Raw genomic sequence first — 15810 nt, forward strand, 5'->3', positions numbered from 1 at the left:
CTTGGCAATGAAATCGTACCGAGGCCGGGGTTCAATTTCACTCATGGCTAGACTAACTGTCTATAATGTTTCTTGGAATTCAAAGTAACGTTCACCCACAGGGAGTAAGTGCCAGATCTGTTTACTCTTGTATAGTGTTCGTTTGGTCCAATTTGCGTAGACAAGTAGAGGATTATTGCCAGTGCCGAACTTGAGCAGTGCGAAGACGTTGCCCAGGCGCATTAAGCGTTTGGCTAGAACGGAGCTTAGGCACTACTGGCAGAAGGCACCTCTTCAGCCTCGGACTATCCTCTATGAGTCGTTTTCTGGAAACGGGATGCTCTGCCAGCCGGAAGCGATATTCCGGCACCTCTTGGAACGATCTGACTTCCAGGATTACAAGCACGTCTGGGTGCTCAACGATTTTGACCGTTACTCCGAGATTATCGTTGAATTTGCCGACAACCCCAACGTAAAATTCGTCAAGTACCTGACCAATAGCTATTACCGGGCTCTGTCTACTAGCAAGTACCTGATCAATAACGTTTCCTTCCCGACCCAGTTCGCCAAACGCCCTGGACAGATTTATCTGAACACTTGGCACGGCATTCCCTTGAAGAAAATGGGGTATGACATACCTGGGCGTGCAGCGGATGCAAAGAATATCGTGCGAAACTTCCTGGCCTCCGATTACTTGCTCTCTTCGTCGCCGGCGATGACTGAAGAAATGTACATGCAGGCGTTCAAGCTCTGCAATATCTTCCAAGGCAAGATCATCGAAGAGGGTAACCCCCGCGTCGATCGTCAGTTTGATGCCGTGGCGGCCACGAAAGAGTTCACAGAACGCCTCCGCAAATCTGGATCGGCCGTCGACGACAGGAAAATCATCCTGTATGCGCCGACGTGGAAGGGTGAATCATACTTCAGTCCGCATAACGATGGAGCGAGTCTCAAGGCGCTCGTGACGAAAATCGAGAAACAGATTGATACAAGCAAGTATCGCGTGATGATCAAGGCCCATCAGGTGGTGTCTGAGGCGATTGGAAAGATCGTCTCGTTGAAGGAATATCTTATTCCCAACTCCATGCCGACGAACGTCGCACTGGGCGCGGCAGACATTCTCATCACCGACTACTCGAGCATCTTCTTTGACTATCTCAGCCGCGACAGACCCGTGATCTTCTACATCCCGGATCTGGAAGACTACAAGCGCTACCGCGATTTATACGTTGGGCCCGATGAACTTCCTGGCCCAGTAGCTCGGAGTTCCAAGGAACTAGTCGATATTCTCGCTTCGCTACAGGACCTTAATGATGTCACACCCGAACGCAGATCCAAGTACCTGGCAATGAAAGAAAAGTATGTTCCATACGAAGATGGTGAGGCATCAAACAGAATCGTCGACATCGTTTTACGGTCGCATCATGACGGTATGAAGGTTAAACCCGGCCACACTGACGGAAGACAACGCATCCTCATTTACGCAGGTGGAATGATCCCCAACGGAATCACGACTTCTGCGCTGAACCTGCTGGATAACATTGACTACGCAAAGTATGACGTCACTGTCCTTTGCCCATTCAGCAGTACCGCTGAACAACAGCATAGCTACGCGCAAATCAATCCAAAGGCACGCCTAATGTTCCGTTTCGGTACATTCAATGGTGGGTATGTCAGTAACAGTTTGCGACTGAATGTACTGAAGAATGGCTCAAATAATTGGGCCGCTGCATTGCAGAACCAGAAAGCCCTCTGGGAATCAGAATGGAAACGATGTTTCGGCGATGCCACATTCGATCATATGATCGATTTCAGCGGATACACGCCGTTCTGGGGCACACTCTTTCTCCATGGCCCAGCCAAGTCCCGATCGATCTGGTTGCACAATGACCTAGCCGCCGACGCGCACCGCTCCATCGAAGGCAACAAGCCACTAAAGGACGGTTTGTACGCAACGTTCTCGATCTACAAGAAATTCGATAACCTCGTTTCCGTGTCGCAAGGTCTCAAAGAGATCAACGAGAGTTCTCTTCAGAAATGGGCTCCAAACGCAAGATTCTGCTCAGCTTCAAATACAGTTAACGCCAGCAAGATCCGCAAAATGGCGTCACTGAAAATCAAAAGTGCCAAAATGAAGATAGATGATCGGGGTAATATCGACCCCATTTTGCGAAGTGCAATCATGGGAAAGCTCGTTGCCGAGTTGATTGACCCTGACCTAAAAATAAGTGATGACTTCACGGAGGATCTGAAGTCTCACATCACAAGGGAACCGTTCTTCACTTTCTTCTCAGCTGGTCGATTATCACCAGAGAAGAACCATTCAAGGCTAATCAAAGCATTTTCCATGGTCCATCAGGTCAACCCCAATACGCGTTTGGTAATTGCCGGTGATGGTCCACTCAGGCAACTACTCGAGTCTGAGATCATTGAACTCGGATTGACAGAATCAGTAAAATTGGTGGGGCATACGAAGAACCCGTATCGATTGATGAACTTCGCAGATGTTTTCGTGCTTTCCAGCGATTATGAAGGGCAACCAATGGTATTGCTTGAGGCCCTAGTGCTCGGAATTCCGGTAATTACAACATCATTCGGGTCAGTTAGCGGGGCCCTTCCGTCAGATGTTGGAAAAATTGTCCCTCCTCAAGTAGGAAACTTGGCTGCCGCAATGCTTGATGAGTCGCTTCGACCAAGCTCGAACGTTTATTTCAACGTTCGTAAGTATAACCAGCGAGCGGTCAAAGAATTTGAACAAATTATTGATAATTAGAATCAATAAATAATATCCTGTTACGAAAGATAAAATGACAAATCCACTGACCGTAATAGCAAAGCAGTCCGCACAGCTTGACGCAACACTACTAAGAGCTCGCGTACATGGTAAACGCGCTGAATGGGATCAAGTTATATCACTGCTTGAGAAGACAATGCCAAATTCTTTAGATAATCCCGAACGTTGCTATTATCTTTCTAACGCATTTTTTAATCTGAAGAAATTTGACAAAGCCATCCCCTATGCAGAGCGCGCGGTTGAACTAAATTCGAGTAATACTCAATGGCTCTATCGTTTGGCTTCTTTGTACTCTCGAACAGGCCGTCACCAACACGCTGCCCGGGTTTACGAGTCGCTCATAGAAAAATCACCTGCTGAAGCACGATGGCAATTTCTGCTTGGTAAATCATTGTTAGCTTCCAAGGAGCCATCGCGCGGGCTTGAGGCTATTCGCCAGGCTGCTGTTCTAGAGCCATTGAACCGTGAATATGTTAACTTTCTAGCAGCGCAGTTTCGGAGCCGCAAAATTTTCTGGGAGGAGGCCCTTCTACTAGAGAAATCGGAACCGCAAACTGCGACGGAGAAACTGGGCTTCGGACGTGCTCTTGCAAAAATGAATCGTCATGAAAACGCAGCCCCACTTTTGGCTTACGCGGCTGATCATTTACTGAAGGATCAAAATGCCGCCTATGAGGCGGGACTTGCTTACGAGACGATCCACGATGGAATCCGATCGGATCGGTACTATGAATTAGCGATCAATCGTGATCCGAATGCGAAACGGTTTGGAATCGGTAGATTCCATGAAAAATACGGAAACTGGCATCTTGCCGCAAAAGCTTACGAAGCTGAAACTAAATTACGTCCGTGGGATGGTGAGTTGCACTATCGTGCTGGGCTAGCGAATGACAGGCTGTTCAAATGGGCAGCCGCAGAAAGGCACTATAGATACGCTGTTCTCTGTTCGCCGATGACGGCGCGTTGGCACTACAAGCTAGGCCTTAGCCTTGAGCGGCAGAAACGTTGGGGTGAAGCTGCACAAGTCTATGCGTATGCGGCAAAAGCTTTCAACAATTCGTACTGGTGGTATCGTGCGGGACTAGCCCTTCACGAAGCTGGTCACTTCGAGGAAGCGTATGTTGCTTTCAAGAACTCGGTCGCCAGATTCGAGGAATTTGAAAATGATCTTGAAGTGGGTTCAAAGCAAGTTGATGAGGCCTATCTGCGAGCTTTGTTGACTTCTAAGATTTCAATCCCGCTATCGAATAGGTGTCAGTGGTTTGTTGATCGCGCACGATTATGGATTTCTGTGGGCGGTGTACGGGAAGCGATCAATTGTTTAGAGCTCGCCGTACTTGCAACGACCAAACACGATCCAAGCCTATATGTAATGCTCGCAATTGCACGTGCAACCGATTCAAATTGGCATGGTGCCTCAGACGCATTGCGGAACATCCGAATCTTCAAATGGCAGGATGGGATTAATGTCGAGGAGCGTACGAAGAACTCCAATGTGCGTAATATTGCAGAGTACGCAGAGTACTTTGAAGATTTGGAGATCGATCCGAACCTGATTCTTTGGCAGTCGAATGGCGGGGAATCAATTGGATGTCATCCGTTAGCCTTGTTTGAAGAACTATCTTCAAGGGATACCGTTGGGGAATATAAACATGTTTGGGTATTAAATGATGAAAATACTGACATACCAATAATCGTACGTGATTCTACTAACGTTGTTTTTGTAAAAAGACATTCCGAAAGTTATCGTCGAGTTCTATCGAGTGCAAAATATCTCGTCAATAATTCCACTTTCCCAGGGTATTTCATTCGCAAGGATGGCCAACAGTATCTTAACACCTGGCACGGAACGCCGTATAAAACTTTGGGTAAAGATATGCGGGGAGAGATGTTTAAGCACGCTGCGTTCGTGCGAGACATTCTCCAGTCTACTCACCTTATTTCACCAAATTCACACACAACCAAAGTGCTGATCGATTCTCATGACGTACGGGGTCTGTTCACAGGAAAACTTGCTGAATTGGGATCACCACGAGTCGATAAGACATTAAATTTGGACGACTCTCGCAGACACGAGATTCGAAGGATGCTCGGGATCACGGATGATCGTCCAATCGTTCTCTATGCACCTACTTGGAGAGGAACAAGCAACACAGCCGAAGTGGATGCAAATCTGCTATTGAGCCATATTGCTGAACTATCTGAAATTGACGCAAATCTGGTGTTTCGCGCACATCGGCTTGAGGAGCAAGCGCTTCGAGGCATCGATCTGCAGGCAACAGTCGCACCGTCATCAATAGATACTAATGAACTTCTCAGTGTCATAGACATTCTTGTCACTGACTATTCGAGTATTTATTTTGACTTTATGCCTAGACTAAAGCCAATTATATTCTTCATGTATGACCAAGAAGAGTACATTGAGCAACGCGGATTATATTTCAAAAATAGTGAACTTCCTGGGCCTATAGCAGCCACGGCAATTGACGTGAAAGAACAAGTGAACCTTTTAATAGAAAAGGAATTCAAACCGGACGACGTCTATCTGCAGTGTCTCAACACGTTCTGCCCGGAAGAAGACGGTGAGTCTGCTTCTCGTGTCTTAGATTTCTGGCTTCGCGACGAGACACCCCGGGGTCTTATTGAAACGACAGACGATCTTGAAACATTAGTATTCCAACAGAGTATGATTCCGACCGGAATGTCGGCGTCATTCCTTAATTTGGTAAATGCGCTGGACCCACAAAGATACAGAATCGTCTTACTCGTAGAACCGCGCCTAATTCTTTCAGAACTAGGAAGGCAAGAAACTATCTCACGACTTCCACAGCATGTTCAAATTATTGGTCGTTCTGGCGGGCGAGTCATGTCTCCTGAGGATCTATGGATTGCTCAAACAATCGATGATTCCAACGAAGTACTTTCTGAGGAGCTATGGATCGAGTATATGAAATCATTTGAGCGTGAAGCACGTCGAATATTCGGTTCGGCAAAGGTGTCCGCATCAATTCAATTTGATGGTTATGTACCGTTCTGGAACGGTATTTCGGCTGCGGTGGGGGATAAGGACTCAACTGCGCGTATTATTTATCTACATAATGATATGTATGAGGAATGGTGCAAACGTTGGCCAAATCTTTCACTGACCTTTCAAATGTACAATAGTTATGATTCTCTGATTTCCGTTTCGGAAACAATGAGGAATGTGAATCGTGATAATTTGACTACGGCATTTGAGGCAGAGTATTCAAAGTTTGATTACTGTGAAAATATGATCGACTTCGAAGACATTAGGCAAAGGTCGACGGAACCACTTGATCCCGAGTATGCGCACTTATTCGACGGTACCAGAACTATTTTCATGACAAGCGGTCGACTTTCGATCGAGAAAGATCAACAAAAATTGATTAGGGCATTCGCAGAGTACCGTAAAAATAATGCCAATGCGCACTTAGTTCTTTTAGGGGACGGTCCTTTGAAGGCAGAGCTTCAATCATTGACCTCAGAACTGAAGATCGAGCACTCTGTTACGTTTACTGGTCGCGTAGCTAACCCATATCCGATGGTCAATGCGTCCGATTGTTTTGTATTGCCCTCAAACCATGAAGGACAACCAATGGTCTTACTTGAAGCAATGGTGCTCGGGAAAAAGATTTTTGCCACAAACATTCCTGGATCCGCTCATGTGCTAGGAAATGAGTATGGATTAATTGTTGAGAATTCTGCAGATGGTTTGCTGGGTGGCTTCCAGGCGTTTGATACTGATCAAATTCCGACTAAGCCATTTGATCCAGAGGACTACGCTTACGCTGCCCTTAACGCCTTCATGGTGCATCTGACAAAAGAATAGTAAGACACCAGAAATGATCGAACAATCTAACAATACGACGTATGTGAAAGCGCGATGCTAGATGAATGAGTTGGACAGTATCAGAGAAGTATTGCCATCAATAGGCTATTTTGGTGGAACCGCTACTGATTTTTTAGAGATATCAGTTAATGACGAAATTCTTGAAGTAGAGATAAAAGTTGATGAAGAAGAACAGTGTTTTTTGAATCTACGTGGAATCGAGTTTTACAGAAATAATAGACGTTTAGAAATAAGGAAATTCATTGACAGTATCAAGCAGAGCTCATTTAGGGAAAGCGATTCTACAAGAGATCCTTATAGTCTGTTATCAAGAGGCGGATGCCACACAGATCGCGAACTGAACCCCAAGTGGAAAATCAAGTTTAATCAGAATATTTTCATATCGTCAATACGTATATATAATCGCACGGACGGTTGGGGCATTAGGGCAAGAAATCTCAGAATATCCACTTTGAGTTCGTCTGGATCCTCCAATCTTTACGGAGTAGGGAGTACCGCGAATAAGCAACATGCTATTGATTATTTTTCAAAATTATTAAATATTAACTCTCTCGATTTTTGCGAACTATTTATGGGTTCGGTTGACTCAAGGCAACGACTTTCGTCCCTTACGGCTGTTTATTTGGAATCAGAACTTGATATTATTTCAAGAGATGAGTCAAATCTTCTAGCAACTATATTGCCAACCGGCAAGTCTGATGACTGGCTAGAGTCCGATTTTTACATTGCCGCACGAATCCTTTTTGATCAGAAACGAAGAGTACCTTCCGCAAGTACAGGAATCAAATCTTTTTCATTTGTCCTGAATACTCGATCAAAACTCTCTAGACTTCAAAGTGAAATCGAGAGACTTTGCTCAAAGACTGGTGTCGATCAACTTCAGATTTCGCGGCATGGAATTTCTTATGCTGGTGCTTTAAGACGAAATAGAAATGAAACACTTGCCACTATTAGAAAGGTAGTCCTTGAACTTCAGAGAAATGGCATTCGAGCACTGCTCGGATACGGTACTCTTCTAGGAGCTGTTCGCGAGGGATCGTTTATCTTCCACGATGATGATATAGATTTGATCGTCTGCGTTCATGGAAGTACCGAGAAAGAGTTATATTCGGAATTGAACAATATCCAACAAATTCTGGAAAGGATAAATTTTTCAATTAAGACGCTGCCTAGCAAACATTATAATTTTCATATAACAGATAAATCATCGGGCTCCGTTCTTGACCTATTTCCAGTGCTCATTGACGGAGAACAAGCCTGGCTTCACATGGAAAAGATGATTTGGCGCAGTTTGCCTTCGCGATACTTTGTGAAATCGGAATTAGTGGAGTTGCATGAACAGTTATTCCCTGCTCCCTTCCGACCGGAAGAGTTCTTGCAGGAACGATACGGTTCAGACTGGGCTGTGCCAGATCCTTACTACGAATGGACTTGGCGGCTCTCATCATAGGTATGTCCGTTTTATTGACGGTCTTCTTATCGATTATCATGATTGTTTAGTATATATGAATGGTTTTCAGCTAATAGGCTCTTTAAGATAAATCGCTATGATGTTTCGCCTGTTCTAACCGTCTGGGAAGGTTGTCCTGTGTTCTTAGCCGTCGGGAATGTTAGCATTTAGTACTTTGTTTGAACGGAATTATGAGTGACGTTGCTTCGCACAAACCTACTCTTATTTTTAGTAAGAATTTTTTATGGTATCATTTCCTAATTGTATTTCTGATCTATTGATTAATAGTTGACACTAAAGAAATCAGTTCGGCGACTTGATTTTCCGGGGAATTATGTTTTTGTTGTATCCCATCGTCATTTGTTTTGCAATCAGGCGATTATCGCCGTATCTGAAATAACACTAGTATTGAAGTATGAAAATTTATAATTATATGCTCAAGCTTGTGGCGATGACTGTATCGGACTAGATTCTCTTGAGCAACGGGCAGGCATCCAGTAACGATACAGGATTAAACTCGATAACTTGATGATCAAATTTCAGATTATGAATTAACATTTCAGCTGTGACAATAGTTTGTTTTGTTGGATCAAATTGCTGTGGATTCCTGACCTTGTTAACTGCCAAAAAATGATCATAATACTTAAAGCCGCCACCTGTGGGGCTTGATGAATCTAACCATGCGCTAGGGATGTTGTAAGCATCGGCGATGATGAGGCCGTGTAGCGATGATGAAACGATTTTTTTACACTTGATGAAGTCGCTTAGTACACCTTCAATATCACCACGACGAAGATCAATCAGCTTAACATTTGGGCCGACTTTAGTGTTCAGCCACTTTTTTTCGTTCCATCTGACAACGAGACCGACCTCGTACACTTTTTCGATCCGAGGATTGAAGAAGAGTGGTGCTAAAAGAGCGGGGTCTCCGTATACGTCAGGGACATTGGCGCCGGAATATTCTATGCGAGTCTGACTGAGTGGGCCGCGTACTGCGCTATAGATGGTTTCCTTTTTGAAGTTTTCTTTTGTTTCTGTGCCAAACGATCCAGACCCCCACACAAGGCTGTTCTCATTGGTGTATTTCGCGATCGACCCGATAGAGAAGTAATGTGGCTTCGACTTGTCAGCTTTCACGACAGGCTTCCCAGTTATCATTGTAAACAACCATGGCGAAAGCAGATCCCCAAAATTGGGAGCGTGTGTCCACCATGTTAGTGGTATGCCGCCCTCAGCTTCGATGAGATTGTCCGAAACTACGTAGTTTTTCAGGATTTCAGGATTTTGGAATTTTTGCTTTGTGAATTTGCGTCCACTAAGTGGGTTTGAAATGTTTACTTTTTCTATCTTGCTTTTTGTTTTTTGTAAATTATTGAATGCAGTTTTGGCTATTTGTTTCATTGTTTCCTAATGGAAGTTTGAAGTGTTTTGGCAAAGAACTTATGATGACTTGAGTCATGTTGCATGAAGTATGTCATCAATAATGATGTAATTTCGGATTCGTTTTCTGAATAGGGATAGTTTTTATTTCAGTCTTCGAATTTTGTGTTTCAAGTTGTCAGTCAGATATCGGAGATTCCTTGGTCTCGCTGGGTCGATGGTGTCTAGTGTTGAGCATACTTTCAATCTTAGGCGTGTATAAAGCTGTGTGTACAGTCCTGGGTTGGGCGTGTTTCTGGTGACACAGGCGCTATTGCGCGTGCTATGTAGCCTTTTTCGTATAAACTTGATGATTGATTCTGAGGATATTTGCTGCCGACGAGTAGCACATTTTGAACCGATTTGGTCGCTCCTGCAGTCTCACTGCCTCGTCCATGGAGGGTTATATGGATTAGATTCCTTTCTCCAAGGACTGAAGGTGCTTATCTGTGACCATAGCTACCTCCGTGGGACTAGGCTATTAAATATGATGAACCAAACTGCAATATTTATCGATGCCGGATTCTTATTATCGCTAGGTGGGCACAGGGCGGCTGGGACAACACTTAGATCAGCATTTACCATTCACTATGAGTCCCTGGTTCGGGGTATCGTCCAAACGGTCAAGAAGAATACTGGCCTGAATAATTTGCGGGTCTACTGGTATGACGCATCCAAGGATGGGTTATTTACCGAGCAGCATAAGCGAATTGGGTTCATTCCAGGGGTTAAAGTCCGCTTGGGGCGGATCTCCTACAACGGCGAACAAAAGGGTGTGGACTTGCGGCTGGCCTTGGACCTCGTGGGGGTCGCACGTAACGGATCGGCCTCGGTGGCCTACCTAGTATCGGGTGATGACGACCTGGCAGAGGCCGTGGAAGAAGCCCAGGATCTGGGTATGAAGGTCATTCTTCTGGGCGTGCGTCGAGACGAAAGTAGGCTGGGTGTGGCCTCGGTAGCCGAGCATTTGGCGCTCACCGCGGATGCCATTGAAACGATCCCCGATCAGCTTCTTGATAGCTCCTTTACCAAGGTGATTGAGTGGGATAACGAACACGCGGTTCAGGCGGCCTCGATCGCTTCGGCACCCGAGGAACACGCAGTGCAGCCATCAAAGCCTGCTGCACCCACGCCGGCCGTCATGGCCCAAAAAATCAAGGCGGCAAGCAAAGCGACGACTTCTGATGTCGAAGCAGAGGTAGTTTACTCCAGCGGGGGAGAGCATTCGGGGTTCCACGGCAAAGCCGCGTATGAACAGCGTGAATTATCGGTTGCCGAGGAGATCGGTGGCAAGGTGGCCCGTTCGTGGTTAGCCAGCACCACGCAGCAGGAGGTGGTCGAGCTCATGGCAGACAGGCCTCAACTTCCTCCGGAGATCGACCGGACCCTACTGAAGGATTGCGCCCAGGTCGTAGGTGAATGGAAAACCGACCAACAGCAGATACGTCGGGTACTTCGTACCGCCTTCTGGGACTGTCTGGATAAGTACTCCTAAGTTCCACCGGCCGTCCCCGAATCCTGAAACCTGACCTACCTAAGGTAAATTATTATCGTGACTTCACAGCAAAAACCCTTTTACATCACTACTGCAATCTCCTACCCGAACGGTACCCCCCATATTGGGCATGCCTACGAGGTGGTAGCTACCGACGCGATGGCGCGCTTCAAGCGCCTGGACGGTTACGACGTGTTCTTCATGACGGGCACCGATGAGCACGGGCAGAAAATGATGCAGACCGCTGAGAAGGAAGGGATCAGCCCGGCCCAACTGGCTCAGCGGAACTCGGATGCGTTCCAGGCCATGAATGACGAGCTGGGCATCAGCTACGATCGATTCATCCGGACCACCGATGCAGATCACCACGCGGCGGCCCAGGAACTGTGGCGCCGTATGGAATCCAACGGAGATATCTACCTGGACGCCTATGCGGGCTGGTACTCGGTACGCGATGAGGCCTTCTATTCCGAGGACCAGACCGAAGTCCGGGAAGACGGTATCCGTTATGCCATAGAGACCGACACCGAAGTCACCTGGACCGAGGAGGAGTCCTACTTCTTCCGGCTGTCCAAGTACCAGGACAAACTGCTGAAACTCTATTCCGAGTCGGAGTCCTTCGGCGCCCCGCAGTCCCGTTTCAACGAGGTGATTCGTTTTGTCGAAGGCGGCTTAACCGACCTGTCGATTTCACGTACCACCTTCGACTGGGGGATCCCGGTCCCGGGAAACAACAAACACGTCATGTACGTGTGGGTTGACGCACTGACCAATTACCTGACCGGTGCCGGCTTCCCGGATGTTGATTCGGCGTCCTTCCAGAAGTTCTGGCCGGCAGATGTCCATGTCATCGGCAAGGACATCTCACGGTTCCACGCCATCTACTGGCCGGCCTTCCTGATGTCGGCACGTTTGCCGCTACCGAAGCGCGTCATGATCCATGGCTTCCTTCACAATAACGGTGTGAAGATGTCCAAGTCCCTGGGCAATACAGTGTCACCGGACGACTTCGTCCAGCAGTACGGGCTGGATCAGGTGCGCTACTTCTTCCTGCGTGAAGTGCCCTTTGGCGCGGATGGTAACTACAACCATGAGACCATCGTGGCCCGCATCAACGGCGACCTCGCCAACAATTTCGGCAATCTCGCACAGCGTTCGCTGTCCATGGTGGCCAAGAATTGCGGGGGAGTAGTGCCGACTCCCGGCGAGCTCACCGAGGCGGATCGGGCGGAACTCGAGGCTGCCGCCGGTCTGTTGGAGATCAACAGGGAATACTACTCCCGTCAGGAATTCAGCCGGGCTCTGGAAGCCGTATGGCATGTTCTGGGCGATACCAACGCCTACTTTGCCGACCAGGAACCGTGGAAACTTAAGAAGACCGATCCGGCGCGCATGGAGACCGTGCTCTATGTGACGTTGGAAGTGGTCCGTCAGGTCGCCCTGTTGCTTCAGCCGGTTCTACCGCAGACCACCACCGCCATGTTGGATCTGCTCGGCGTCGGTAGCGGCTCTGCGCGGACCTTCGAGAACTACGGGCGTGCATTGGTGCCCGGGACCGAGTTGCCGGCACCGGCTCCGGTCTTCCCGCGATACGAAGAACCCAAGCGGGACTAGAACGACAAAGGGCATGGACCAGGACAAGGGTATTTCCTGGTCCATGCCCTTTCGCATGCCTAGGGGCTGACCACCCCGGTCTGGTAGGCGATCACCACGGCCTGGACCCTATCTCGGGCGTCCAGTTTGGCCAAGATGTGGCCGACATGGGTTTTGACCGTGGCTTCCGAGAGGAAAAGGTCCTGGGCGATCTCCGGGTTCGATCGGCCCGAGGCAATGAGCTCGAATACCTCACGTTCTCGCCGTGTCAACGAATCAACCCGCGCCTGTAACTGGGAATTAGGCTGCACATTGCGCTTGAGCATCGGTGCCATGTGATCCAGCAGCCGGCGGGTGGTGGACGGGGCAATGACGGCATCCCCGCGATTAACCGTACGTATGGACTCCAGCAACTCCTCGGGCGGGGCATCCTTGAGCAAGAAGCCGCTGGCACCGGCCTGGATCGCGCTGAGTGCGTATTCGTCCATATCAAAGGTGGTCAGCACAATGACCTTTGGGGCGGACTCCGGCTTCTGTCCGGCGCCCAGCAGCCGTTCGGTGGTTTCGATCCCATCCATTTCCGGCATTCGCACGTCCATCAACACCACATCCGCAGTGGGCAGCAGGTGGGTGGCCAAGGCCTCGCGTCCGTTGCCGGCCTCGGCAATGACTTCCATATCCTCCTGGGAGTTGATCAGCATCCGAAACCCGCTTCGAACGAGTAATTGGTCATCGACCAGGGCCACCTTGATCGGTGTTGGTTCGTTCACTGTTATTAGTCCTCCGAATATGGGATGAAAACTGACACTTGAAATCCGCCGCCGGTAATCGGGCCGGCTTGTGCCCAACCTTCGTAGAGCGAAACCCGCTCACACATTCCCCGAAGGCCTTGCCCCGCACCGTCCTGGGTCAAGGCGCCGGCTCCCCGGCCATTATCCGTGACCAGGATTTCCAGGCCCTTACCGGTCCAGGTCAGGGCCACTTGTGCCGAGGCATTGGCGCCGGCATGCTTCATGACATTGGTCAGGGATTCCTGGACGCACCGGTACGCTGTGAGCTCCGCGCCGGCGGGTAGTTCGCGGCGGGGTGCGCCCTCAACGATCAGGTGGGCTTCCAACCCAGAACGTTGCGTGGTGCTCACCAGGTCATCGATGTCCATCAGCGTTGGTAACGGACGGTTCTCGGCGGCTTCGTCGGTTCGCAGGACGCCGAGTAACCGGCGCATTTCTCGTAGTGAAGAGCGTCCGGTATCGGAGACGGTCTTCAGGGTTTCGATCGCGATCTGCGGATCCTTGGTTGCGGCGTAGCGGGCACCATCGGCTTGGGTGATGATGACCGAGAGGGAATGGGCCACGATATCGTGCATTTCCCTGGCGATGTGGTTGCGTTCGTCCGAGGCCGCCAAATCACGCTCGTATTGGCGTTCCATCTCCAAACGATTGGCCCGGTCTCGCAGGCCTTCCATGGTCAGCCTTCTGGTCCGCGCCAAATCACCGAAGGTCCAGGAAACGAGGACTATCAGTGACAGGCCGACAAAGGAGATGATCATGTCAAAGCTGATCAGCTGACTGTCACTGTATGGCACGAACATCCGGCCAGTGACCAACATGGCGCCAACGATCCCCGTTGCCAGGGTGGCGAAAGATTGCCAGCGCTTGCCGTAGACGGCGATGGTGTAAACAAGAATCGGGACCGAGAACTGCGAAGGGAGCAGACCCGGATAGGTCGCGACCTGCAACAAGTGGCCGCCGATCACGATCAGGGTGACGGCCCAAGGGTGCCTGCGCCTGTACATCAGCGGGGCCGTTTGCAGCAGGCAGAGCACAAACAGATACCAGGGATTGTAGACCCCATAACCCATGCCAAGCGTTCCAGCCGAGACGACCAGGGTGTAGGCGGCCCCGGCCATGAAATCGACCTTGTGGGGATTGCTTCGAATCCACTGATCGATCCGGCGGTGTGGGCTACGAAGATTCAAAATATCTGCTCAACTGTTCAGGATGGCGACTTGCCTCTCCAGCATACTGAATTCCACCAAGCCCAACCTCCTGCCCAGGTCTGAGATTCGTGACCGCACACAAGTCAAAAATCTCATTATTTGAGATGAGTTCTCACATCTTGGATTCTGTCCGTTAATATCGGGGTATGGGAAACGTCTTAGATATTGCTGTCATTGCCGGAGACGGAATCGGGCCGGAAGTTGTGGCCGAAGCCGTCAAGGTCCTGAAGGTTGCCACTGCCGCGAGCGGTCGCCGGCTGGAACTCACCGACTATAAGCTGGGTGCCGAGCACTGGTTGGAAACCGGTGAGGCGCTGAATCCTGAAACCCTTGAATCCATCAAGAAGCATGACGCCATCCTTTTTGGTGCTGTCGGAGCGGCCCCGGGGGACACCCGGATCCCTTCCGGGGTTATCGAGCGTGAACTCTTGCTGAAGTTGCGGTTCTCCCTGGACCATTATGTGAACCTGCGTCCGGCCAAGCTGTATCAGGGGATCGAAAGCCCGCTGGCGAACCCCGGAGCGATCGACTTCGTGGTGGTACGCGAAGGAACTGAAGGGCCCTACGTGGGCAACGGTGGCTCGGTGCGTACCGGCACCCCGCAGGAAATCGCCACCGAGGTATCGGTTAATACCGCCTACGGTGTCGAACGTGTGGTGCGTGACGCGTTCAGCCGCGCTGCACGCCGCCCGCGCAAGCATGTGACCCTGGTCCACAAGCACAATGTACTGGTGCATGCCGGCCACCTGTGGCGCCGCACCGTCGAAGCCGTTGCGGTGGATTTCCCGGAGGTCACCCACGACTACCTGCATGTGGATGCCGCCACCATCTTCCTGACCACCGACCCCTCCCGGTTCGATGTGATCGTCACCGATAACCTCTTCGGCGACATCCTCACCGACCAGGCAGGTGCCATCACCGGAGGTATCGGGCTGGCTGCCAGCGGAAACATCAACAAGTCCGGCACCTACCCGTCAATGTTCGAACCGGTCCACGGCTCGGCCCCGGATATCGCCGGTCAGCAGAAGGCCGATCCGACTGCCGCGATCCTGTCCGTTGCCCTGATGCTCGACCACCTGGGCCTGGCCAAGGAAGCAGCAGCGGTTGAGCAGGCTGTGGAAACCGAGATCACTTCGCGTCAGGAATTGACCGATCCGCGCACTACCGCCGAGATCGGCGATGCAATTGTGGCATTGCTGGCATAAGCTAC

The 15810-nt window shown here is 49.8% G+C and carries 9 protein-coding genes; 6 read left to right on the forward strand and 3 right to left on the reverse strand.

Annotated features, from left to right (window positions below; genetic code table 11):
- The first annotated feature begins 181 nt into the window (after positions 1–181).
- The 3 genes from OK351_RS11720 to OK351_RS11730 all read left to right on the forward strand — a co-directional run bounded on the left by OK351_RS11720 (position 182) and on the right by OK351_RS11730 (position 8094).
- The gene (locus OK351_RS11720) at positions 182–2752 is read left to right on the forward strand and encodes a glycosyltransferase (RefSeq protein ID WP_265159100.1); all 2571 of its coding nucleotides are present in this window, start codon (positions 182–184) and stop codon (positions 2750–2752) included.
- 34 nt (positions 2753–2786) lie between these two features.
- Entirely contained in the window at positions 2787–6623 is a 3837-nt protein-coding gene (locus OK351_RS11725; RefSeq protein WP_265159102.1) for a CDP-glycerol glycerophosphotransferase family protein, read from the forward strand.
- Between the two features lie 61 nt (positions 6624–6684).
- Complete coding sequence (locus OK351_RS11730) at positions 6685–8094, forward strand: LicD family protein (protein ID WP_265159104.1); 1410 nt, start codon at positions 6685–6687, stop codon at positions 8092–8094.
- A gap of 465 nt (positions 8095–8559) precedes the next feature.
- Here the strand turns inward: OK351_RS11730 and OK351_RS11735 are convergent, their stop codons facing one another.
- The gene (locus OK351_RS11735; RefSeq protein ID WP_265159106.1) at positions 8560–9495 is read right to left on the reverse strand and encodes a polysaccharide pyruvyl transferase family protein; all 936 of its coding nucleotides are present in this window, start codon (positions 9493–9495) and stop codon (positions 8560–8562) included.
- A 505-nt stretch (positions 9496–10000) separates the two neighbouring features.
- Here OK351_RS11735 and OK351_RS11740 point away from each other — a divergent pair.
- Positions 10001–11008: an NYN domain-containing protein gene (locus OK351_RS11740; protein ID WP_265159108.1), complete on the forward strand. Its 1008-nt coding sequence runs from the start codon at positions 10001–10003 to the stop codon at positions 11006–11008.
- A gap of 57 nt (positions 11009–11065) precedes the next feature.
- A complete protein-coding gene (gene metG / locus OK351_RS11745) occupies positions 11066–12622 on the forward strand; it encodes a methionine--tRNA ligase (RefSeq protein ID WP_265159110.1) in 1557 nt (518 codons plus the stop codon).
- Positions 12623–12681: 59 nt separating this feature from the next.
- On the opposite strand, the gene OK351_RS11750 is transcribed toward metG, so the two are convergent.
- The gene (locus OK351_RS11750) at positions 12682–13371 is read right to left on the reverse strand and encodes a response regulator (protein WP_265159112.1); all 690 of its coding nucleotides are present in this window, start codon (positions 13369–13371) and stop codon (positions 12682–12684) included.
- Between the two features lie 5 nt (positions 13372–13376).
- Positions 13377–14510, reverse strand: coding sequence for a sensor histidine kinase (locus OK351_RS11755; protein ID WP_265159114.1), 1134 nt, complete (start codon positions 14508–14510; stop codon positions 13377–13379).
- 236 nt (positions 14511–14746) lie between these two features.
- On the opposite strand from OK351_RS11755, the gene OK351_RS11760 reads away from it, so the two are divergent.
- Complete coding sequence (locus OK351_RS11760; protein WP_265159116.1) at positions 14747–15805, forward strand: 3-isopropylmalate dehydrogenase; 1059 nt, start codon at positions 14747–14749, stop codon at positions 15803–15805.
- Positions 15806–15810 lie beyond the last annotated feature (5 nt).

The organism is Glutamicibacter sp. MNS18 (genome assembly GCF_026107515.2).
Taxonomy (GTDB): domain Bacteria; phylum Actinomycetota; class Actinomycetes; order Actinomycetales; family Micrococcaceae; genus Glutamicibacter.

Coding starts and splice junctions, on each gene's coding strand:
- OK351_RS11730 (WP_265159104.1), top strand. CDS start 6,685: ATGAATGAGTTGGACAGTATCAGAGAAGTATTGCCATCAATAGGCTAT.
- OK351_RS11735 (WP_265159106.1), bottom strand. CDS start 9,495: ATGAAACAAATAGCCAAAACTGCATTCAATAATTTACAAAAAACAAAA.
- OK351_RS11740 (WP_265159108.1), top strand. CDS start 10,001: ATGATGAACCAAACTGCAATATTTATCGATGCCGGATTCTTATTATCG.
- OK351_RS11725 (WP_265159102.1), top strand. CDS start 2,787: ATGACAAATCCACTGACCGTAATAGCAAAGCAGTCCGCACAGCTTGAC.
- OK351_RS11760 (WP_265159116.1), top strand. CDS start 14,747: ATGGGAAACGTCTTAGATATTGCTGTCATTGCCGGAGACGGAATCGGG.
- OK351_RS11755 (WP_265159114.1), bottom strand. CDS start 14,510: ATGGCCGGGGCCGCCTACACCCTGGTCGTCTCGGCTGGAACGCTTGGC.